The following is a 20724-nucleotide window of genomic DNA, read 5'->3' as shown; positions in this document are numbered from 1 at the left end:
ATCCCTTCAGGCCGTCCGGGCCGTGGTTCCGGGTGCCTGCGTGACCGGTGCCGCGAGCAGGGCGGTGCTCGCGGCCGCGGTGACCGGGGGAGCGGTGAGGGTCGGGTCGACGGTCAGCAGGTTCACCCCGAGCGGTTCGGACATTGCCCGGAGAGCGGCTTCGGAGAGCCGGATCCAGGGCTGGGCCGTGCCGAGCGCGGCGGCGAGCCGGTCCGGGCTGGTGAAGCCGACGGCGGTACGGGTTCCCAACGGGGTGCGGAACAGCCGCACCACCTGGTGTGCTCCTCCCGGCCGGGCGGGCACGTACAAAGGCCCGGCCGGGGCCTGTTCTTCAGGCTCGGGGTCGTCGTCGTACAGGAACAAACACATGGGGCCCTCCCTGAGGAACCACGAGTGGCGATTGGCGCCCCGGCTGCGGGGAGGCGGGCCGGGGCGCGTCATCGAAGCTATCCCCGCACCCCTGCACCTGTGGCCACCTCGTAACGGGACCCATACGGCGACCGGCCATGTTCTTACGGATCACTGACGGCCGGAGCCACGGGCATCAGAATCCCGTCATGGTTACGGATCTCCGCGTTAGAAGGCCATCAGCAACATCACGTCATCCTCCATTCCGGCTCTTCTATGGGATCTGGTGGACGAAGCAGAGAGGGAAGAGGCCGTGCGAAGAGTCGTGGTCGGTGTGACGGGAACGCCGGGGAGTCTGTCCGCGCTGCACCGGGCGGCCGCAGAGGCCCGCGTGCGCGACGCGGAGCTGCGGGTCGTCCTGGCCTGGCAGTCACCGGGCGGTGAGCTCGGAAGCCGCAACGGCCTCGGGCCCTCCGCCCTGGCGGAATGCCGCGCCGCGGTTGTCGAAAGACTCCGCGAGGTCCTCGATACGGCGTTCGGTGCCGTAAAGCCCGGTGTCACTGTCGCCGGCCTCACGGTACGGGGGACCCCGGGCGCGGCCCTCGTGGACGCTGCCCGCGACGTGGACAACCTCCTCGTCGTCGGCACGGGATCACGCGCCGCGTTGCGCCGCCTCGTCCGCCCTTCGGTGGCTCGCTACTGCCTCGCGCACGCCGCCTGCCCTGTTCTCGTTGTGCCTCCGTCTCCACTCCAGAGCGAGCTCGGTGCCGCACGCCGACGCAACTTCTGGAGAATGCCGCTGGACCTGCGGGAGCTGACTCCGTGAGCCGGGTGACGCCATCACCGTGAGGAGGCGAGCCCGTGTCGACGGGGGAACGGGGTCTTTCGGCATGCGATCGACGTGCTCAGCTGACCGCGTGCACTGTCAGCAGCAGTCGCAGCCGGGCGGGCATGCGCAGTTGGCCTCGGTCTCGCCAGGTTTGATCGCGCCGCCGACAGGCATGGGGCCGCAGCAGGACTCGCCGTGCCAGGCGTCACGGCCTTCCTTGACGGCTACGGCGGCGATCACCAGGGCGGCGATCGGGTCGGCCCAGGCACACCCGAGGAGCATGGCCAGCAGCCCGTGACAAACGCCGCGCGCTGCAACCCGGCTCTGCGCCTTGCCGGCGGATGCTGGGCAGCGGTGGCTGCCTCGGAGGTGTCTGCCGCGAGTGCTCCTCCGAGGGGCCCTGGGGACCAGTTGGGGACCATACGGTGTGCGCGATGGCGCACGATAGCCCTCCCCACGCACAACTTGCGCCCTGGGGGTCAAGGGGTCGCAGGTTCAAATCCTGTCGTCCCGACTGTGCTTTACGCACGTCGGAGGCCGTTCTCTCATTGTCGGACGACAGTCGAATGTCAGGGGCCGACGACAGGAAGTGTCAGTGGTCGGCGACATGACGGGTGTCAGTAGGGATTGACGTCGTCGGTGTCGATGGCGCGGAGGCTGTACTGGACGTCGTCGGCCAGGACGGTGTCGCCGTCGGTGGTGACGGTGAGGAGTCCGGCGTCGATCAGTCCGGCGACGGCCTGGGCCCAGGGGCCGTCCTCGTCGGCGGACACGGAACCGTCGTGCCAGGCCTGGTAGAGGACGGCGGCGTCCCGGTCGCTGAGGGCGTCGCGCTGGAGGGGCCGGCGATGTGTGCCGTTGGGGTTGCGCCAGGTCGCGGTGTGGTTGCCGAGGTGGATCGCGTTCATCTGTTCGTCGGTGAGGACGTCCATGCGTGGGGCGAGGGTGAAGTGGGCGGGGGCGGCCCGACGCAGCGCGTACGGGCCGCTGAGGCCGGGGGCTGCCCAAGCGTGTTCAAGGGCGTCGATCGTGCGGTCCGTGTCCCAGTGCAGGCACTCGGCGAGGTAGTCGGCGGTCAGCGGGCGGCCGGCGTGCGCGAGGGCGCTCAGGACGGTGACGGCATCGGCTTCGGCTGACGGGTCGGGGGGCTGCTGGACCTGGTGGTGGCGCGGGAGGCGGTAGACCTCTTCGGCGAAGGGGGTTAGGTCGGCGGGGTGGAGGTCGAGGTGCCGGGCGAGTTCGAGGACGACGTGAAGGGGCTGGTTGGGCAGTGCGTCGAGCCGGATGTCGTTGCCCGCAGATGCGGTGCGTCCGGCCGGAGTGTGGAATGGGAAGAGAGGTCGTGGGGCGGGGACGGCGCCGCCGGGCCGCTCCGATCTCCCCACCCGTGCCAGAGGCGATCGAGACCAAGCCGGGAGTCAGCCGTGGCACCACCTGCGACACCGACACGACACCGTGCGAGCAGGGGTTGGGGATCCCTCGCCGCGTTCCTCGCCGTGACCTACGGGGTCGCGGCCGTGGGGGTGCTCGTCTCCCTCGACGCGGGCGCGGTCTACCGGTCCCTACGGCGTCCCGCCTGGGCTCCACCAGCCTGGCTCTTCGGCCCCGTCTGGACCGTCCTCTACGCCACCATCGCCATCGCGGCATGGCTGGTGTGGCGCCATCCGGATCGCCCGCGGGTGCGGCGGGCCCTCACCTGGTGGTCCGTACAGCTCGCCCTCAACCTGGCCTGGACCCCCCTGTTCTTCGGCGCCCGCGAGTACGGACTCGCCCTGCTGGACATCGCCCTGCTGCTGGCGGCGCTCGGCGTCACCCTGGTCCGCTTCTACCGCCTGAACCGTACGGCCGCGTTCCTGCTCGTCCCCTACCTGCTGTGGGTGGCGTTCGCGACCGCCCTCAACGCTGCCGTCTGGCAACTCAACGGGTAGCGCGGGCACCGCGGACGGAGCGGTTCGCCCAGCGGTCCGTGCTGTCCCGCCCTCGCCCGGGCGAGCCGGACCCATCCGCAATGCTGGTGACTTAGGTCGTGGCCTGCCGGGTGACGGTGACGGTGGCTGGTGTGGGTGGTGGCCAGTTGCGGTGTTCGGCTCTCTTGAGAGGCCAGTTGATCGCGACTCATCACCGTGGACGGCACCACCTACCGGTGGAGGCTCCGCGGACGGCCGACCTACGACCAGGGCCTGGTCCATTCACCCCTTACCTACGCAGCCGAACACGCCGAGACGCCGGACACGACACTGGTGATCACCACCAACCAGCCGCACTCGAGCAACTGGTTCGGAACACAAGGCAGCCCAGTCCTGCCTGCTCAGGTCGCTGAGAGCATCCGCACCGCTCTCGCCGCTGGCTGGGCGCCCGAGAACCCCGGCTCACCGTTCCACCTCGACCAATCAGCTTGCTTCGTCTCGTCCCACTGACCACCCGGCGCCGCTGACAGCACCACGCGAGCTCGGCCCGCCCGTGGAGGCGCAACCATCCCACCCCAGCTCGGCACTCCTGACGAGCAGGAGCAATTCACTGACACATTTGCGTGTCGTCATGCACTGACATTTTCGTGTCGCCCGACACTCATCCGTGAGAGGACGGCCTTTTCCGTGCCCGGCGTCCTGGTGGTCGCAGTGTGGTCGCATGCCCGGTCCGGGGCTGGTTCGCCGTGGTGCTGTATGCGGGCGGTGAGGGGGAGCGGAGCCGTTGGACGGCTTCGCGGAGGCGCTGGATGTGGTCGCGTGGTGGTCGCAGCCATGCCGGGCGGTCTGTACGCGTGCTGGTCTTCTCGGCTCTGGTCAGCGTGTGGTCGATGGTGTCGACGGCTTCGCGGGCTGCCTGTTGGGTGAGGTGGCTGTAGATGTTCGCGGTCGTCGACAGCGTGGAGTGCCGCAGCGTCTTGGAGACGACGGTGAGCGGCACGCCAGCGGTGATGGTGATCGTGGCGGCCAGATGGCGCAGGTCGTGCACCGAGATCCTGGGGACGCCCGCTTCCTCGGAGAGCCGGTGGAGTCGGTCCAGGACCTGGTGTGGGCCGAGAGGATGGCCGTCGGGCTGGCAGAAGACGAGCCCGGTGAACAGGTTGTTGGGATCTCCGCGGGTTTGGGGAGCTGATCCTGCTCGGTGCCAGAGGGCGGTGGCGACCCTGGGAGAGATGGCCACCCAGCCGCGGCTCGAGCGGGTCTTGGGCGTGGTGATGACGAGGTGGTTGTTGTCGATCGCGGAGAGCGTGCAACGCACATGGAAGACACGCTCAGCCAGGTGGACGTCGTCCCAGTGCAGACCGAGGGCCTCTCCTTTGCGCATGCCGGTGCCGATGAGGAACTCGAACAGGTCGGCCATCTCCGGGTCTGCCCGATGGCAGTGCTGGAGGAAGCGGACGGCCTCGTCCGCGGTCCAGCTCCGCCGCTCGGGCGACGGTGGACGGCGAAGCGCCGGGGGACTGGCGGGGTTGTGGGCGAGGCAGTGCTGGCGGACCGCGTCACCCAGAGCGCTGGAGAGGGTGGCCAGGCAGCGGTAGAGGGTGGTCTTGCCGCGGCCTGCGGCGAGCTCGCCGGTCACGAACGCGGCGATGTGACGGTGCCCGAGCTCGTCCAGCTTGAGGGTGCCGAAGGCGGGCGCGAGGTCGTTGTGGACGTAGTCCCGGTAACGCGCCATGGTGGTCGGCTTGAGCACGAGCGCCTTGGCGGCGAGCTGGACATGCCTGTCATCAAGCAGTGCGGGGTCGAAGACTGCGCCTACAACCAGGACCGTGCCTGCCATGCCCTGGCCATCACGGTCGGAGACACCAAGCACGCGCACTGCGACACCTTCTTCAGCTCCGCGTCCAAGGGCGGAGACCCCGCGGCAACAGGCCGCGTCGGCGCCTGCAAGGTGTCCGGCTGCCGGCACAACGTCCAGTTCGAGTGCCACGCCCCCAACATCACCGTCGGCTACCAGCAGGACAGCGTGGACTGCCTGACGTACGCATCCGCCTGAGCCCCAGCCGAAGCACCGCCCAGCCCCCTCCCCGGCACTGCACGGGTGCCGTGCCACAACGTGCCAGTAGCGAGGCAGAGGCCAGAAGAGACAGTCAGCCCGGGGCCCTCAACGGCCGTTCCTGCAGTTCAGAGACCATGCGCCCGTGCGTGACGTCGCACGCAGTGCAGGGGCCGGGCGTCCCCCTCGGTCTCCACGGACGGACGGGTCAGCCTTTGAGTACGCCCAGAGGGAGGAGGCGTGCGACACGGCGTCCGAGGTTGTTGTGTTCGCTCGCGTCGACGACGACGACGTCCTTGTACGCCTCCGGCGCTTCCTCCGTCACACTGCGCCAGGTGGTGGGACGCACGGCGATCCCGGCTCCGGCGAGTTCCGTGCGCAGTCGTTCGACAGTCATCGCGCGTTGCGCGCGGTGGCGGCTCCGTACCCGTCCCGCGCCGTGGCAGCAGGAGTCGAAGGTCGACGATCTCGTCCTGGATCGCGCGCTCACGGCACACGAGGAGCTGAACCAGATCACTCCGGCCCGACACCCCGATCAGCATGCCATCGTGCGTGCTCGCGGACGCCGACCGCGATCGGCGTCATCAGCTCGGCGACGCTGTGGTGCCGCATGGCAGGTCACTTCCGATCGAGGCGGTGATGCGTCGCCTCACCTCGTCTGTCAGGGCGGCCAAGGGGGGCGATACGGCGGCCACCGGCGCCCGGGGCCTGTCGATCCGGCGTGCCGCCTCCGGCGCCTGTGCGAGATCCGTCTCGAACCTGGTGCGCGCCGATGCCAGGGAGGAGTGCGGACCGACCCGGCGCCCGTCCCGCATCACGGTCCGCAGCAGCGGCTCCGCCCCCTCCGGGACGTCCTCGTCGCGCAGGCCGACGACGTCCTGGAGGCCCGGCCGGCGGAAGACCTGCTTGGGGGCGGGTGCGGTCGCCTTGGCGGAGGAGAGCTTCATCACCGGGCGGCCGTCGTACGCGACGAGCTTGTACGCCGCGTCGAGGTACGGGGCGTCGGCGGCCACGCCCATCTTCGTACCGACCGCGTACACGTCGATCGGCGCCCCGGCCCGCACGAGAACGTCGACCGCGTACTCGTCCAGGCCGCCGCTCGCGATGATCCGCACGCCCGGCAGCCCGGCGGCGTCGAGCAGGGCGCGGGCGCGCCGGGCGAGGGCGTCGAGATCCCCGCTGTCGAGCCTGACCGCGCAGCCGGCCGGGTCGCCCAGTTCGTGGAAGACCTGTGCGGCGGCCTTGACCCCGTGCTCGGTGTCGTAGGTGTCGACGAGCAGGGTGACAGGGCCGGGGTGGGCCCGGACGAAGGCCCGGAACGCGTCGCGCTCGGTGGGGAAGGTCTCGATGTACGAGTGCGCCATCGTGCCGGAGGCGGGAAGGCCGTACTGCACGGCGGCGGCCACGCACGGACGTCTCCGGCGAGCAGGACCAGGTGCGCGGAGACGCGGGCGACGGCACGGCTCAGGGCTGTGGCGACCCGCGTCGCGTTGTGTTCCCAGGAGTCCTCTGCCCGGTTCTGGAATCGGCCCTGGGACATGCCCCCGGGAGCGTTGCGTACGATTTCGTCGTCGGCGCCCGTGATCGTCTGCCGTAGCGCCTCAGTGCCTCCGTTCGGGTAGGTCTCCAGGTCCGCCCCCGAGCGGTCGACGAGGGCCAGGACGTGTGCGGGATGGTTCTGCCGCCACTCCAGCACCGGCAGCAGACGCGGCAGGGCGGTCCTGATGGCCGTGTCGGCCAGGTCCGCTGCCGGCAACTCGGTGGCGAACAGGATCTCGCCCTCGGCCGCGAAGGCGGCCAGGACACCGGATCCCGGCAGGGCCTCGCGGACCCGGTCGCCGAGGGCTTCGATCGTGGCGGTGTCGACCCGCTGGCCGGACAGGCTACGGGCCAGGGCGTGCCAGCGCTGCTGGGCGTCGTCTTCCTGCTCGGGCCGTGTTTCCAGACGGAAGTACACCGAGCACACGGGACCCTCGTGGCGCAGCAGGGACTGCAGGGCGTCCTCCTTGATTGCGGTCATCGGGCTCATCGCTGCCTCCTCGGCGGCGTCACGCTGCCTGTCGTACGGGGCGCTCCCGGCGGGACGGCCGGGGCGCTGGATGCGATCTGGCTGTCAGCACACACTCCTCGACCGGCGCCACGGTCGATGTGGCCGCCTGCTTCGCCGCGCAGCTGGAAGCGGCGCTGGAGCAGCTCCCGCAGGACATCCGCGCCCTCGTCATGGAGTCCCTCTCCTGACGAGGCACGGTTCGGCCGGCGGACTCACGCTCGGATGCTCCCCTCGACCTTCGGTACGACCGCGACGGGGCAGAGTGCGTGGTGCAGCAGGGCGTGGGCGACGTGGCCGAGTTGCAGGCCCAGGTAGCGCTCGTGGCGGTGTGCGCCGACGACCACGAGGTCGGCCGCCGCGGTCCGTTCGACGAGGACCTTGTGCGCGGGCCCCTCCACCAGAGCCCTGTGCAGCCGGACCGAGGGGTGTTCCCGCAGCGGCCCGGTGAGGGCCTCGTCGAGCAGGGTGTCGGCACGTGCTTGGTGGTAGAGGCAGGTGCCGTCGGCGAGGGAAGGGTGGTCGACAGTGTCGTGTGCGGGGCAGCGCCAGGCACGGACCGCATCGAGATCGCAGTCGCGTGTAGCGGCCTCGCGCAGGGCGAATCGTACGGCCTCGGGGCCTCCGGGGGCGTCGGCGACGCCGAGCAGGAGGCGGTCGTGTGTGCCGTGGATGCCGGGCTCGTCGCCGCGGACGATGATGACCGGGCACGCGGCGCGGGCGGCGACAGACAGGCTGACTGAGCCCAGCAGGAGGTTTGCGATCTCGCCACGGCCCCGTGAAGCGGTGACCAGGGCCCAGGAGGTGTGGCTCTCCTGAAGCAGCGCGTGCACCGGGTCCTCGGCGAGCACCTCGGTATCCACCCTGAGGTCCGGGTTCCGCCGCTCGGCGCGCCTGGCGGCGACTCCCACGACGTCATGGCCGACCACCTGTCCGGCCAGCCGGTCCTGGCCGGGCGCAGGGGTCTCGTACCGCTCCCACCGGGAGGCGTACACGACCCGCAGAGAGCGTCTGTGCAGCGCCGCCTCGTCCACGGCCCAGTCCAGTGCCTCGAAGCTGGAGTCGGAGCCGTCGAGGCCGACCGTCAGTGGAAGTTCCATCGGAGCCACCGCCCTCTCATCCGTCCCGTACGGCCAGTTCGTCGATTACGGCGGTCACCACGTCGAGCCCCTTCACCTCGGCGAGCAGCCGCGCCGCGTCGGCGCCCGCCACAGGGCCCCGGAGACGGACCACCCCCTCATGGACCACGACCTCCACCGTGTCGGCGGCCTCGGGGAACGCCTCCCGGATGCGGCCCTCCACGCCCGCACGGATGGCCGCGTCGTCCTGGAGCAGGGCGTCCAGCAGGGCGTGGCGGTGGACGGTACCCACGAGCCGCCCGTCCGGCTCGGTGACTGGAACGCGCTTGAGGCGGGAGAGGGCCACCAGCCATGCCGCCTCGGAGACCGTCGTGTCCCCATGGACGGTAATGGCAGGGCTGGTCATCAGGGCCTCGGCCGTCTCCTTGCCGGGCTCGGCAACCGGCCCGGTCTCCCGAAGTCGGCGCACGGCGCTGGGACGGTGCGCCTGCGCGGCGACCACGGCGAGGAGATCGGCCTCGGAGACCACGCCCAGTACCCGGTCGTCGGCGTCGACGACGGGCAGGGACCCGATGCCGTGCTCCGACAGGGCCCGGGCGATGTCGGGGAGGCCGGTGTCGACGGTGACCGACGGATGGGGCACGGCCATCAGGTCGCGTACGAGGAGGGCTGTGCGGGGCGCCCGGGCGGCAGGCCGGGCCGCCTTCGCGGCGGACACGGCCGCGATCGCGCCGAGGTACCGCATGAGGGCGTCCTGCCGCAGCGGTTCGTCGGGCCGCCAGGCGTGCCCCGGCATGGCTCGGCCGGCCTCGGCGCCCGCTGAGTACTTCTCATGCTCGTTCATGGCGCTCTTCTCCAGATGTGGTCCCGCGGTCCGGGCGTCGGGCAGCGGTGCGTCTCCTCCGGTTCAGGCGGCTGTGGTCGTCGACTCGTGTGCGGTGGGGGTGATCAGGCCGTAGTGGCCGTCGTAGCGGTGGTAGAGGACATTCCCCCGGCCGGTGCTGGCGTCGGTGAAGAACACGAACGGCCAGCCGGTGACATCCAGGCGCCCCTTCGCCTCGGTGAGGGTCATAGGAGGGGCAGGGGCCGGGCTGACGGTTAGCGGCACGGACACCGGGCCGATTAGATCGGGCCGCGGGTGCACCTGGGCCAGCCGGTATTCCGCCGTGCCCGTTCGGTACAGGACGCTGTCCTCGCCCGATCCGGCGTCGGTGAACAACTGGAAGCCGTAGTCCAGCCTCTCCAGGTCGTCCGCCGCCTCGTCGGGCGACTCGAAGGCGAGGGTGAACGACTTGTGCCGGACGACCTCCCGCTCCTCGACCGGACGCGGGAAGTAGCCGGGGCGGTGGGCGGGCTCATCGCCGTGCCGCCATTCGTGGGCGGTGTCCGGCGTCTGCGTCCGGCTGCGCCGGGCCTCCCAGTGCTCCGCCATCCGCGCCAGCACGGCCGCGAGCCGGTCCCGGAGAAGATCGGCTGCTTCTGTGGCGCTGCTACCCGCCACGTGGGCCCGGGCCAGCCTGCCGTTGACATCCAGGTTGGCCTGCGCGGTCACGGGGCGCTCAATCGCCGGGTTCGCGAGGCGGGTCAGCTTCACCCGGGCGAAGAGCACCGGCCCCGGTGCCTGGTCGAACATCGCCCGTACCTTGTCCCGAACGTATTCGGCATCCTCTGTGGACACCCGGCCGCGGGTCTCCACCTGCACATCTATGAGGGGTTGTGGTGCCGTTCGTTTCATGATGACCTCCGCTGCGCGACTCGGCGTTCGGCAGTCGGCCTGCCTTGCAAGTTCTGGGCGAGCAGGAGTTCATGAGCCGACCGGACCCCATGCGCCGCTCGCTGCGCGGCGTCCGTTTCCCCCGCCGCCGGGTTCTTCTCCGGCTCCTCGGCGAGGGCTCGTACCGGCTGTGCCAGGGGCTGTACGAGCACCTCTGGGGACGCTCAGCCGGTCCTCGGCGCGCTCGGTGTCCGACATGTTCTCGGTCATGGCCGACCTCTCACCGATGGATCACTCCGCTGACGGTCACGCCGTGGGAAGGCGCACACGCTGTGTGCCACCGGTGCCTCTTCGAGCATGTGCAGAGCGCGCGTCCCGTCGCGTGGCGGGTCCGCGTCCCATCGACGCTTCTCGGGTTCGGGAGCTCGGCTCCCTCTGCTTTCTTACTCGCCACCACCCAGTCTTCCTTGGCTACCCGAGACTCGCAGGGGGCCGAACGGCCCTTCCCGGGGCTGAGGGGACCTGTCGCACCATCGTCGTCCCGCGGAGGTGAACCGCGATGACCCCGGCGGTACACCACCGGCCCACTCTGCTGCTGGATTGTGTGGTCCTGACCGCCATGACTGGGCTGCTCGCCACCCGAACAATCCGTGAGCGAGCGGACCACGCGCCGACTCCGTTGGCTGTCTCCGTCTGCCGACCGTCTGTAACTCGACCGCCGACAAGCGGCGAGGGCCGAATGTCCGATGGACCTCCACCCTGCCATGACGCACAGTGGCACGTGACGCCGTATGCCCGCTGTCTTGATCACGGAGGCTTGTCATGACCCAGAGCACCCCCTCTGAGCACGACCGCTTGTCGCTCGTCGAAGCACAGGTGCAGACGCTTGCCCAGGCAGTCCGGGCACTGGCCGAAGGCCTGGAGGCCAACCCCTCACAGGACACGGACGCGTCGGCCCACGCGGCGCGCGGCGCACGGCTCGCTCATGAACTTCTCCTGGCCCAGGGCCTGTAGCACCACGGCCACGCCCGGTTGGCCGAACGGGCAAGGGAGTCGTCGACGTGCGCTGCCGCCTTCTCGGCACGGAAGCGACCGCCGTCTGAGGCGGCTGAGCAATGGGACGGACGGCGTGACGAGCTCCTCGGCGCAGACATGGAGGTGAGCGGGTCGTCGCCGTGCGAGCAGACTGGCCGGTCGCTGCCTTCGCCACCGAGTGCCCCGGCAGGCGGCGCCGCTACAAACGCCATCTTCATCAAGGTCACCCGTCTGGCCCACGATAGTTGGCCCGATCGGGCGTCGTGGCGTTGCCTTGAGTCAGGCGGGAGGCACGTCCCGATGACAGACGGTGAGGCACGCTATGTACGAAATGCGCGTAGGCCCCCTCGGGGAGGGCGTAGCCGGTGTCCTGTGGCATGTGCTCAGCAAGATCGAGCCGCACACGTCACTGTGCGGCTCCCGGCTCCCCGCCGGCGTCTCCCCGACCGACCGAACCGCCCTGCCAGAGCTTTACTGCACGTCGTGCATGGCCGTATTCCGGGAAGCGGTCACGGCTCGGGCCGGCTGAACCGCTTCCCTTGGGCCAGAGGAGTGGGCCCATGCAGCCCTGCGCCACCCCTCTCGGCCGGTGGAGAATTGCCGTGACCTTGCACCATCCACCCGAACATGAAAGACACCACCGTGACCTGATACCAGGGCTCTACACCTGCGCGCCCAGCCCCGGCCGGCCCGCGAAGAATCCGTGGAGGCGAGCCGAGCACGTCGCCGCCGACGCTGCGGCTCACGATGCTTCTGGTGATCACCGTACTGCCCTCACCGGCGCGCGGTGTTCCGACGCATTCGACGCACCGAACGGTGACGGGGGCGTCTGCACAGTGCCGCATGTGTCCCGACGACGGCTCCGCGCCACCGCCCGGGGTTGGGTTGTTCGTTCCGGGCGGAGGCGTCCATGCCGACGCGGGTAATCGGCCCGAGATGCTCGGTCACCACGCCGATCAACGCGGGCAGTTCGGCCTCGATGTCGCGCGTGCGCGGCCACCACGCGCCGTCCAGGAGCCCCTCCCAGGACGGAGTAGTCTCAAGCCGCAGCCGAGCCGTGCCGGGTTTGATCGCGTGCGCCCGGAAGGCTTGGCCCACCGGTCGGATCCCGCCGAACGGGCGTACAGTCTTAACAGTGGGCGACGTTCCCAGCGATCACGAAAAACGGGCTGCCGACGGACAGCCCGGGGGCAGGACCGTGACATGACCACCACCCCCGGCCGAACCTCTTCCCGCGACCTCGCCACAGAGCTCCCGACGCGTGTGTCCCTCACGCCGAAGACCACCCTCACCGGCCAGCTGGACGGGGCCTGGTGGCCGCGCTCGCGCAACCTCCAAGCCGAGCTTCCGCCCCTCGCGGCGGCACTGGACGAGGTCTGGGGACGCATCACGCGCGTCACCGTGAACCCCACCCGCTGGCCTGTCATCCCCCATACGGTGAACACCGGCGGGCACACCATCCACGTGGGCTGGTTCACCGAACAGCACCCCGACAAACTCATCCTGCTCTCCTACACCGTCGGCCGCTGGGACCTGCTCGTGATCCCGCCCGATACCGAGCCCGCCGCCGCGGCCCGCCTCATGGCAGCCGCAGCCATCCCCGGCAGCGTCCTCACCGCCGGCGCTCTCATGGCCGACGAAGCGGCCATTGGCCGTGGTCTACGGGACACCCGAAGCCGCGAGGACACCTGGGAGGGCGAAGGAGGGTCCCGCATGGCACCCTCCAAGCACGGCATCGGGCGGCGGGACCTGCCCCCGCCCGGGGACACCTGGAAGTGAGCGGCGGGGACACACCCCTCGTCCTCGCCACGGCGATCCTCTCCCTGGCCGCAGCCAGCACGCCAACCCGCCCGCGCGGCACCCGGGCACGAGGCACGCCGCCTGTCAATTCAGCGACCCTCTGTGCCGGCATCGTCCGACGCCGACACAGATTCCGCCAGGGCGCATCCGGAGCTCCCGGACTGCCCCGGCCGGACACGCCGAAGTCCGGATCGTCGCGGCCTCGCCGAGACCATCCGTACGGTCACCGAAGCCCTGCCTCACGGCTTCGCCGGAACCGAACAGCGCACCCACCCCCCCCCGGCGCCGGTACCCGTCTGACGGACCGAGGCTCACGTCACGCACAAGGGGGACGCAGCCATGGTCCGACTTCCTCGCCCGCGCCGTCCAGCATGCCCACGACGAGGGCGCGGCGGTACTCGCCTCCACAGCGGGGAGGCGCCCGTCGCCCCACCGCGGCCGGGGTGACGGCGACAAGAGGGTCCATGCGAATCACCGAGGAAGGGGCCGGAAGACATGACATCGACGTGGACGACCGCAGGAGTCTTCACCGGCGCGGGTGGCGTCCGTACCGACGAGGACGGGATCGTAACCGGCGAGGTGAGCGTGCGCACCATCTGGAAGGACGGACAGGCCCACATAGCGGTGCAGTACAGCGGTGCCCCCCACTGGTGCGCCGTGACCGGGAGCCCCTTGCCCTGCACTAGCGAACAAGCCAGCCGGGCCTTGCACCAGAGCGCCATCGAGGCCGTTCGGGCAGGCGCCGAGGCCACAGTCCGCGGAGTAACCGCAGAATCCGCCTGAGTGCCGGGACGAGAGGCCGGAAGCCGAAACAGCACGCCCCGAACTGTCTGAATCCTCTGTCCGGGTGGGGCGATCACGGCTCACCCTCGGGCGGCTTGCCGGGCCTGGCGGGTGAGTTCCACGGGGCAGTACGAGTGGCGGAGGAGGCTGTGCGTCGCCCATCCGGGGGCAGGGCCGATGAAACCAGGGGAGCGCCGCCCGCCCGTGATCAGCAGGTCAGGGGTGCGCGCCGCCTCGACCGGAGAGCGGGCCACGGACGTGCTCGTCGCGGACGGCGGCCAGGAGGCTGGTTGCGGCGGCGTCCTCGGTGCCGCGGACCACGATGACGGGTGTCGTGGCGCACGCGGCGACCTTCGGTCCGACCGATCCCAGCAGCCGTGCACGATGTGCAGAGGGCACTCCCGACGCGCCGCATGGGCCGCAGCCCAGAGCACCTCTCTCCGTGTGTGTCGATCCGTTCACGAATCCCGTTCAGGTCCTGCAGGGACCGATCGGCGTCAGCACGCCCATGTCATGTCCCAAAGCCTTGGTTCTGCGCGCTGTGCTGCCCCCGGCCGATAGTGGACGGGTGGACGGTACCTGCCGGTCTGGGCGCGGCGGGAAGTATCGAGGGGAGTGAGTGCGATGCCGGTGTGGCAGGCGATCGGCTTCAGCTGTGGTGGCCCGGCGGCGCGGGGCGGTGTGTCGTGACTCGCCGGAGAGGTGGAGAGTGGGTGCGCGGGGCGGCTGCGGGAGGCGCGCCGGAGTGGCGGCGTCTGACCGCCGAGGGCGTCGGGACCTTCTTCCTGGTCCTGGTGGCGGCTGGAGCCGGTGTGGTCGATGCGGTGTCGCACGGGAAGGTCGGCCCGGGCGCGCAGGCCGTGGCACCGGGGGTCATGGTGCTCGCCTTGATCTACACCCTCGGTGAGACGTCCGGGGCCCATCTCAACCCGGCCGTCTCGGTGGCGTTCGCGGCGCGTGGTGCCTTTCCCTGGCGCAGGGTGCCGGGGTACGTCCTCGTGCAGACGGCCGGAGCGCTGGCGGCAGCGGGATTGCTGCGGGCGCTCTTCGGTCTGCAGGGCGGGCTCGGGGCAACGGTGCCGGGTCCGGGGGTGGCGAGCGGAACCGCGCTCGTCTTGGAGATGGTGCTGACTCTGGGGTTGGCGACCGTGATTCTGGGAACGGCGACCGGGGCCCGCAACATCGGGCACAACGCGGCCATCGCAGTGGGCGGTTACGTCGCGCTCGCGGCGCTGTGGGCCGGTCCGGCCAGCGGCGGGTCGATGAACCCGGCTCGCAGTCTCGGTCCGGCGGTGGTCGGCGGCAGCATGGGGCAGCTGTGGATCTATGTGGTGGGACCGCTGGTCGGCGCGTTGCTCGCCATGCCTCTGGCCTGGATCCTGCGCGGGTCCCCGAGTCCGGAGGCCTCGGTATCGGCCGGGGGCCGATGAGGCAGGCCGGTGAATCCGGATGTCAGCGTTCCCGGACGGACGCCCGGCCGGTGCGCCGAGGACCGGCGGCACGTCGGCCGGGCGCGCGGCCATCACGTCTGTCGGTGTTCGTCGGACCTGTGGGGAATGGTGCCGAAGTGGGGAAGATGGCGGACGAACCATTCCAGCGCGGCGTCGGCCACGGCGTCCAGCGCGCCGGGTTCCTCGAAGAGGTGGGTCGCGCCGGGAACCACGCCGACCTGGTGCTCGCAGCGCAGCCGGGCGGCGGCTTGGCGGTTGAGGTCCAGCACCTGATCGTCGGCTCCGCCCACGATCAGCAGGGTCGGAGCGCGTACGGCTGCGAGGCGGGAGACCGCCAGGTCGGGGCGTCCGCCCCGGGAGACGATCGCGGCGATGTCCGACCGGGGTTCGGCGGCGGCCATGAGCGCGGCCGCGGCGCCCGTGCTGGCGCCGAAATAGCAGACGCGCAGGGGAAGCCGCGCGCGGAGCCAGCCCGTGGCCTGCGTCAGGCGCAGAGCCAGGAGCGGTATGCCGAAGACCTTCGCCCGGTCATTCGCCTCGGCCGGGGTGAGGAGGTCGAAGAGCAGCGTCGCCAGCCCCGCACGGTTGAGGACCTCGGCCACGTGGCGGTTGCGGGGACTGAGGCGACTGCTGCCGCTGCCGTGCGCGAAGACGACGACACCCGCCGCGCCCTCGGGCACGGTCAACAGCCCGGGCAACGCCGTGCCTCCCGCGTCCACCGCCACCTCACCAGTCTGTGGCGGGACCCGACCCGAAGCCTGTGCCGGTGCTGCCGGGCGTGCCCGCGCCGCCTCGGCCAACAGCGCGGCGACCTCCTCGTCTCCCACCTGCGAGAAGTCCTCGTACCATTGGCCCACCGCGGAGAAATGACGGGGCACCGAGAGGCACACCACCTCGTTGGCCTCGCGCCGAAGGTGCTCCAGCGCCTGCGGAGCCGCCACGGGGACGGCCAGGACCACCTGCGCCGCTCCGTGCTCCCGCGCCACCTCGCACGCCACGGACGCGGTCGATCCGGTGGCGATGCCGTCATCCACGATCACGACGGTGCGTCCGGTGAGGGTGATCCGCTCCCGGCCTTGGCGGTAGCGTGCCAGCCGCCGTTGCAGCTCTGCCCGTTCGGCCTCCTCCACCCTGGCGCAGTCCCGTTCGCCGAGGCGGGCCGCACGGACCGTCGCTCCGTTGATCAGCCGTACGCCGCCCTCGCCGATGGCGCCGAACGCCACCTCGGGCTGGAAGGGCACCCCGAGTTTTCGGACCACGATCACGTCCAGCGGCGCGCCCAGGACGCGTGCCACCTCCGCGGCCACGGGCACCCCACCGCGGGGGAGGCCGAGTACCACCGGCTCGGCCAGGCCGAGCCGGGACACCTCACCGGCCAGCTGTCTTCCGGCGGCCGTTCGATCGGCAAAGAGCATGCTGCGCCTCCTTTCGCCGGCCTCGGCCCGTCGGTCGGCGCCCGCCGGGAAGGCGACCGGAAGGACGGGGCGGCAACCAGACGGCTGCGCTGGTCGGCAGGCCGCGGTGGTGAGGGGTTCGAGCCCGGCGGCCCGGCCACCTCCGCATCAGGGAGCCGAAGGGCAGGCACGGCACGAAACCACAACCCCTGACTCCAGGGTCGTACCGGTGCGCGAGGTCCGCACCCGGATGATGCCGGCGCCGCGAACGCACCGTCCAGGCCGCGGGCATCGCGCAGGACCGTGCGAGCGTGCCCCTCGGACTGCGATTCCCGGGTGTCCGATCTCGTCCGGGCTTGCAGACTGGGAAGAGCGGAGCCCGTTGTGACAGGGGGCCGGTGAGAGGGGCAGTGGCGATGGGTACGAGGGATGGCCCTCGGGCTCCCGGCAGTCCACAGGCGCATGTCGACACCGGGCTTGAACGAATCGCAGAGCGGGCGAAAGCTCTTGCTGAAACCCAGGAACGGCTTCGGCGGCTGCTCGACGCGGTGTTCGCCGTCAGCGGGGAGAAGGAGCTGCCAGGTGTGCTGCGCAGGATCGTCTCCAGTGCGATGGCGCTCGTCGATGCCCGCTACGGAGCCATCGGCATCCTCGATGACCGGCACGAAAGACTGACGGACTTCATCGCGCTGGGACTGACCAAGCAGGAGAAGCGCCGCCTCGCCGGCACCGGGAAGCCACAGGGCAGGGGCCTGCTGGGCCATCTGATCCACCACCCCGAACCCCTGCGGGTCGATGGCATAGAAGCCCACCCGGAGTCCTCCGGCTTCCCGCCCGGACACCCGCCGATGCGCACACTGCTGGGGACGGCGATCAGGGTCCAGGGCGAGGTGTACGGGGATCTGTACCTCGCCGAGCGCCGCGACGGCAGGCCCTTCGACGCCGATGACCAGGCCGTGGTCGTCGCCCTGGCGGGTGCTGCGGGGGTGGCCATCGAAAAGGCACGTCTGCTCACCCAGATCAGGGAGAGCGCCGAACGATTCCAGCGCCTGTTGCTGCCCACGCTGCCGGACCTGGCGCCGTTCACCGCCGCCGCGCACTACCGCCCGGCAGAGGGGGCCAAGCTGGGCGGCGACTGGTACGACGCGCTGCTCGTGCCCGGGGGGACCTGCGCGGTGGTCATCGGGGACGTCGTGGGCCACGACATGCAGGCGGCGGCGTTGATGGCTCAGATCCGCAACATGCTGCGTGCCCTGCTCTACGAACGCCACACCCCGCCCAGCGCGGTGCTCACGCAGTTGGACCGCACGCTGGAGGGATCACCGACAACCCCGTCACCACGGTGTGCCTGGCCCTCGTCGAGTCTGCGGGCCGGGCCTGGGAGGTGCACTGGAGTACCGCGGGGCACCTGCCTCCAGCGCTCGTCATCCCTGGTGAGGAGGCCCGGTACCTGTACGGCGACCCGGGCCTCCCCCTCGGCGTGGATACGAGCCACCCTCGCCAGGACCATCGCTGTTCCCTGCCTCCGAAAGCGTCCTTGGTCTTCTTCACCGACGGCCTTGTCGAGCACCCCGACCGGCCGCTCGACGACGGGCTGGCCGCTCTCGCCCGTATCCTCACGGCGCACGCGGACCTTCCCCCGAAGAGGCTCTGCCAGGTCTTGGCCGACAATCAGCTGGGCGACGGTCACGACGACATCGCCCTGCTCGTCCTCCGCACCCCGCCCGGCCCCGGTCCTTGATCAGCCCCTCCTTCACTCCCGTCCGGGACCTCCCCGGCGCGTCCGACGGCCACCCCGCGCACGAGCCTGGTTCATCGCCGTCACCGCTCGCGGCGGTTCCACCGGGGTTCGACCAGCTGCCACTCCCGTTCCCACTGCTGGATTCGGCGCCGGTCGAACGTCCAACGGATCCCCTTGTACGTGCCGCCCACGATTACGCACGCGCCGAGCGCGGCGGCCATGCCCGCGGCGATACCCGTGGCCGTCACGGACTCCGCGGTGGCGGGCGGCGAAGTGGGCTTGCCATCGGCGTCCAGCCAGACCCGTGCCCGTGTTCCCTGCTGCTGCCCGGCTGCCACCGGGACCACGGCGGTGTGGACCCCCGCCTGGTCGTTCCAGCGGACCAGTGCATGTGCCCCGGCACGCGTTCCGGGGCTCCCGCCGTCCTTCCGGGCATCGGCCAGGAGCTCCGTCGCGACGAGGTGCCGCTCGGCCACCTGCGTCCGGCGCTGGTGCTCGAAGTGGGCGTGAGCCGTGCTTCCGCCCGTCCACGCCACCAGCGGCAGCGAGGCGATCAGCACGGCCATCAGTACCCGGTCGAGCCGGCGCTCCAAGCGGTCGGAGGGCCTTTCCAGCGGGTTCGCGGCGCCGCCCGGCAGGCTCTCGTAGCGCCGGTGCCGACGTGCCGGCCCGGGCCCGTTTCCTTCGGAATCTGGTGTGCGCATGGCCAGGCCTCCCGGAACACGGGTGCGACTACCTCCTCCACCTTCGTGCGTCGGCAGCCGGACGGCCATGGGCCCCCCGGTCCCCTTGAGGGGCCCGACCAGCACCTGCGCGAGCTGAGGGGCCAGGGGCCATGCTGGATATCCGGGACAAGACCTCACGACGAGGGGAGTCTGGCATGGGATCGGCGACACGCCCGCAGGCGCAGCCTCCAGCTGCCTGGCCGGACACACCCGTGATGACCTGGACCGTCGGAGAGGCCATGCGGACGGACGTGGTGGCCATCGCCGCCGGCGAGACCGTGCTGATGGCCTGGGAACTGCTGGAGAGGACCGGTGCCGCGCACCTTCCCGTCCTGCTGCCGGACGGCCGGTGCTCCGGACTCCTCGATCGCTTCGATGTCGCGGTCGCGTGCTCCGAGCCCGCCGTCGTGCTCTCGGCACTGGACGTCGGCACGTTGGTGTCGGGGCGTCGGCGGGTGGCGGTCCGGGCGGGGGAAAGCGTGCGCAAGGCAGCGGTCGCCATGACGGACAACGGCTGCGACGCCCTGCCGGTGGTCGGCAGCGGCGGCAGGCTGGTCGGCCTGCTGACAGCCTCCGACATCGTCGCCGCCCTCGTGCGGCACCCGGCCTCCGGGCCCCGAACCGCGGAGGGGAGACCGATCGGACCGTTCACGTTGACCCCGGGACTCGGGCCCCGCCGTGACGACCGGGTGAACCCCGTCCCCTGAGCGGCATCACAGGATGAGGATGAGATGGCCAGGACGAACGCCCGCGCGGCCGCACACAGGGCAGGCCCGGAGCGGTGGCGGGAGCCGGGTGCCGACAATGGACCGAGTGGCCCGCTGCCCGCACGTGAGAGGTCCGTCGGTCTGCCGCCGACGCGGCGCAGAGCCACACCGCAGGGGCGGTCCGTGGACACTATCCGGGTCCGCGAACTGTTCGGCTGATCACCCGTCACCGGCACCCGTAGACGCCCACCACATGACGGCAGGAATGCTCGCTGAGGGCAAGCCGTTCACGGTCATGGCGGATGCAGATACCGGACAGGTCCTGCAGATCATGCAAGAACACCGCGTCCGACGACTGCCCGTCATCGAAGACCATCGGCTGGTCGGCATGATCAGCGAAGCCGACCTGGCCCGGCATCTCTCCGAGGAACAGGTCGGCCACTTCGTCGAAGCCATCTGCGCCACCTCTTGATGGATAAAGGTCATCCGCCGAGGAAGTCCGCACCGGCAACGCCGACATGATCAGCGGTGAGCCGACAGGTCCCTACCACGTGGAGGAAGAGCGGTACAGCGCAGCGCTGTCCAGGGACGGCCATCCGGCTGCACGGCCGGACGCGTCGGCAGGCAGATGAGTGTGGACGCATCAGGATGAGCGAGGACCTACCGGACGCAGGAAGGGAACCCTCCATGCTCCAACGAAAGCAGCGCAAGAACCGCACCGAAGTCACGTTCGTGCTGCCCGTCGACGATCCGCCCGGGCCGGTCAGCGTGGTCGGTGATTTCAACGACTGGCGACCCGGTGCGCACCCCCTCACCACGCGTGAGGACGGAACCCGGACTGTCACGCTGGCGCTGCCCGGCAACCAGAGCCATTCGTTCCGGTACCTGGCCGCCGGTGACTACTGGTTCGACGAGGAACAGGCCGACGGCCATGACGGCCGGAACAGTCGCTTGCACACCTGAGTGGCTCGTGCTGCAGCCGGGGACCTACGCGTGCGCCCGGGTGGCTGCGGGGGCCTCGGATACGGGGTGTTCGGGCGGTGGGCCTGCCGGGAGGCGGGCTTCGTCCTTGACGAACCGAACAGGCCATCGCGCACTGCGGGCCCGG

Annotated in this window: 22 protein-coding genes and 3 pseudogenes; 11 read left to right on the top strand and 14 right to left on the bottom strand. The window is 70.8% G+C overall.

The genetic code is table 11. The features are described 5' to 3' along the window. Positions 1 to 6: 6 nt before the first annotated feature. On the bottom strand, positions 7 to 369 hold the full coding sequence (locus ACFCZ1_RS30285) for an SAV_915 family protein (RefSeq protein ID WP_329097292.1): 363 nt from the start codon (positions 367 to 369) through the stop codon (positions 7 to 9). Between the two features lie 265 nt (positions 370 to 634). Here ACFCZ1_RS30285 and ACFCZ1_RS30280 point away from each other — a divergent pair, with 265 nt between their 5' ends. Beyond that, the gene (locus tag ACFCZ1_RS30280; RefSeq protein ID WP_376681455.1) at positions 635 to 1174 is read left to right on the top strand and encodes a universal stress protein; all 540 of its coding nucleotides are present in this window, start codon (positions 635 to 637) and stop codon (positions 1172 to 1174) included. A gap of 99 nt (positions 1175 to 1273) precedes the next feature. On the opposite strand, the gene ACFCZ1_RS30275 is transcribed toward ACFCZ1_RS30280, so the two are convergent. Together ACFCZ1_RS30275 and ACFCZ1_RS30270 are read right to left on the bottom strand one after the other, a co-directional pair. After that, complete coding sequence (locus ACFCZ1_RS30275; protein WP_376681454.1) at positions 1274 to 1459, bottom strand: hypothetical protein; 186 nt, start codon at positions 1457 to 1459, stop codon at positions 1274 to 1276. Between the two features lie 335 nt (positions 1460 to 1794). Next, on the bottom strand, positions 1795 to 2562 hold the full coding sequence (locus ACFCZ1_RS30270; RefSeq protein WP_376681453.1) for a hypothetical protein: 768 nt from the start codon (positions 2560 to 2562) through the stop codon (positions 1795 to 1797). A gap of 39 nt (positions 2563 to 2601) precedes the next feature. Here ACFCZ1_RS30270 and ACFCZ1_RS30265 point away from each other — a divergent pair, with 39 nt between their 5' ends. Further along, entirely contained in the window at positions 2602 to 3105 is a 504-nt protein-coding gene (locus ACFCZ1_RS30265; RefSeq protein WP_376681452.1) for a TspO/MBR family protein, read from the top strand. Positions 3106 to 3745: 640 nt separating this feature from the next. Here ACFCZ1_RS30265 and ACFCZ1_RS30260 read toward each other — a convergent pair. Further along, on the bottom strand, positions 3746 to 4837 hold the full coding sequence (locus ACFCZ1_RS30260; RefSeq protein ID WP_376681451.1) for a tyrosine-type recombinase/integrase: 1092 nt from the start codon (positions 4835 to 4837) through the stop codon (positions 3746 to 3748). Between the two features lie 24 nt (positions 4838 to 4861). Between ACFCZ1_RS30260 and ACFCZ1_RS30255 the strand changes: the two genes are divergently transcribed. Continuing rightward, positions 4862 to 5140 carry a DUF1540 domain-containing protein gene (locus tag ACFCZ1_RS30255; RefSeq protein WP_376681450.1) on the top strand — a complete coding sequence of 93 codons (279 nt, stop codon included), beginning with the start codon at positions 4862 to 4864 and terminating at the stop codon, positions 5138 to 5140. A gap of 208 nt (positions 5141 to 5348) precedes the next feature. Here the strand turns inward: ACFCZ1_RS30255 and ACFCZ1_RS30250 are convergent, their stop codons facing one another. From ACFCZ1_RS30250 to ACFCZ1_RS30225, 6 genes and pseudogenes are all read right to left on the bottom strand, one after another. Continuing rightward, complete coding sequence (locus tag ACFCZ1_RS30250; RefSeq protein WP_376681449.1) at positions 5349 to 5630, bottom strand: RtcB family protein; 282 nt, start codon at positions 5628 to 5630, stop codon at positions 5349 to 5351. Between the two features lie 94 nt (positions 5631 to 5724). Next, a pseudogene (locus ACFCZ1_RS30245) lies at positions 5725 to 6546 on the bottom strand (nicotinate phosphoribosyltransferase); the annotation flags it as partial. Continuing rightward, positions 6525 to 7160, bottom strand: a pseudogene (locus ACFCZ1_RS30240) (Vms1/Ankzf1 family peptidyl-tRNA hydrolase); the annotation flags it as partial. The pseudogenes ACFCZ1_RS30240 and ACFCZ1_RS30245, both read right to left, overlap by 22 nt. A gap of 242 nt (positions 7161 to 7402) precedes the next feature. Next, positions 7403 to 8287 carry a universal stress protein gene (locus tag ACFCZ1_RS30235; protein ID WP_376681448.1) on the bottom strand — a complete coding sequence of 295 codons (885 nt, stop codon included), beginning with the start codon at positions 8285 to 8287 and terminating at the stop codon, positions 7403 to 7405. A gap of 16 nt (positions 8288 to 8303) precedes the next feature. Then, positions 8304 to 9110, bottom strand: a complete 807-nt coding sequence (locus ACFCZ1_RS30230) for a CBS domain-containing protein (RefSeq protein ID WP_376681447.1) — start codon at positions 9108 to 9110, stop codon at positions 8304 to 8306. Positions 9111 to 9173: 63 nt separating this feature from the next. Further along, a complete protein-coding gene (locus ACFCZ1_RS30225; protein ID WP_376681446.1) occupies positions 9174 to 9899 on the bottom strand; it encodes a sigma 54 modulation/S30EA ribosomal C-terminal domain-containing protein in 726 nt (241 codons plus the stop codon). 903 nt (positions 9900 to 10802) lie between these two features. Here ACFCZ1_RS30225 and ACFCZ1_RS30220 point away from each other — a divergent pair. Continuing rightward, entirely contained in the window at positions 10803 to 10994 is a 192-nt protein-coding gene (locus ACFCZ1_RS30220; protein WP_327381885.1) for a hypothetical protein, read from the top strand. Between the two features lie 795 nt (positions 10995 to 11789). Here ACFCZ1_RS30220 and ACFCZ1_RS30215 read toward each other — a convergent pair. Then, a complete protein-coding gene (locus ACFCZ1_RS30215; protein ID WP_376681465.1) occupies positions 11790 to 12122 on the bottom strand; it encodes a DUF5994 family protein in 333 nt (110 codons plus the stop codon). Positions 12123 to 12218: 96 nt separating this feature from the next. On the opposite strand from ACFCZ1_RS30215, the gene ACFCZ1_RS30210 reads away from it, so the two are divergent. Next, positions 12219 to 12794: a DUF5994 family protein gene (locus tag ACFCZ1_RS30210; RefSeq protein ID WP_376681445.1), complete on the top strand. Its 576-nt coding sequence runs from the start codon at positions 12219 to 12221 to the stop codon at positions 12792 to 12794. A gap of 1020 nt (positions 12795 to 13814) precedes the next feature. Here ACFCZ1_RS30210 and ACFCZ1_RS30205 read toward each other — a convergent pair. Next, positions 13815 to 13997, bottom strand: coding sequence for a hypothetical protein (locus ACFCZ1_RS30205; RefSeq protein WP_376681444.1), 183 nt, complete (start codon positions 13995 to 13997; stop codon positions 13815 to 13817). Between the two features lie 314 nt (positions 13998 to 14311). Here ACFCZ1_RS30205 and ACFCZ1_RS30200 point away from each other — a divergent pair, with 314 nt between their 5' ends. After that, positions 14312 to 15028: an MIP/aquaporin family protein gene (locus ACFCZ1_RS30200; RefSeq protein ID WP_376681443.1), complete on the top strand. Its 717-nt coding sequence runs from the start codon at positions 14312 to 14314 to the stop codon at positions 15026 to 15028. Between the two features lie 92 nt (positions 15029 to 15120). Here ACFCZ1_RS30200 and ACFCZ1_RS30195 read toward each other — a convergent pair whose 3' ends face one another. After that, complete coding sequence (locus ACFCZ1_RS30195; protein WP_376681442.1) at positions 15121 to 16464, bottom strand: phosphoribosyltransferase family protein; 1344 nt, start codon at positions 16462 to 16464, stop codon at positions 15121 to 15123. Positions 16465 to 16859: 395 nt separating this feature from the next. On the opposite strand from ACFCZ1_RS30195, the pseudogene ACFCZ1_RS30190 reads away from it, so the two are divergent. Then, positions 16860 to 17699: pseudogene (locus tag ACFCZ1_RS30190) on the top strand (PP2C family protein-serine/threonine phosphatase); the annotation flags it as partial. Positions 17700 to 17785: 86 nt separating this feature from the next. Then, complete coding sequence (locus ACFCZ1_RS30185) at positions 17786 to 18184, top strand: PP2C family protein-serine/threonine phosphatase (RefSeq protein WP_376681441.1); 399 nt, start codon at positions 17786 to 17788, stop codon at positions 18182 to 18184. A gap of 80 nt (positions 18185 to 18264) precedes the next feature. Here the strand turns inward: ACFCZ1_RS30185 and ACFCZ1_RS30180 are convergent, their stop codons facing one another. Continuing rightward, positions 18265 to 18888 (bottom strand): hypothetical protein, encoded by a 624-nt coding sequence (locus ACFCZ1_RS30180; protein ID WP_376681440.1) that lies wholly within the window; start codon positions 18886 to 18888, stop codon positions 18265 to 18267. 236 nt (positions 18889 to 19124) lie between these two features. On the opposite strand from ACFCZ1_RS30180, the gene ACFCZ1_RS30175 reads away from it, so the two are divergent. From ACFCZ1_RS30175 to ACFCZ1_RS30165, 3 genes are all read left to right on the top strand, one after another. Further along, positions 19125 to 19616 carry an HPP family protein gene (locus ACFCZ1_RS30175; protein ID WP_376681439.1) on the top strand — a complete coding sequence of 164 codons (492 nt, stop codon included), beginning with the start codon at positions 19125 to 19127 and terminating at the stop codon, positions 19614 to 19616. A 253-nt stretch (positions 19617 to 19869) separates the two neighbouring features. Beyond that, entirely contained in the window at positions 19870 to 20088 is a 219-nt protein-coding gene (locus ACFCZ1_RS30170) for a CBS domain-containing protein (protein WP_376681438.1), read from the top strand. A 215-nt stretch (positions 20089 to 20303) separates the two neighbouring features. Next, positions 20304 to 20579: an isoamylase early set domain-containing protein gene (locus tag ACFCZ1_RS30165; protein ID WP_376681437.1), complete on the top strand. Its 276-nt coding sequence runs from the start codon at positions 20304 to 20306 to the stop codon at positions 20577 to 20579. Positions 20580 to 20724 lie beyond the last annotated feature (145 nt).

It is taken from the genome of Streptomyces sp. NPDC056224, assembly GCF_042267665.1.
Taxonomy (GTDB): domain Bacteria; phylum Actinomycetota; class Actinomycetes; order Streptomycetales; family Streptomycetaceae; genus Streptomyces.
This window is presented reverse-complemented; position numbering and strand designations above follow the sequence as displayed.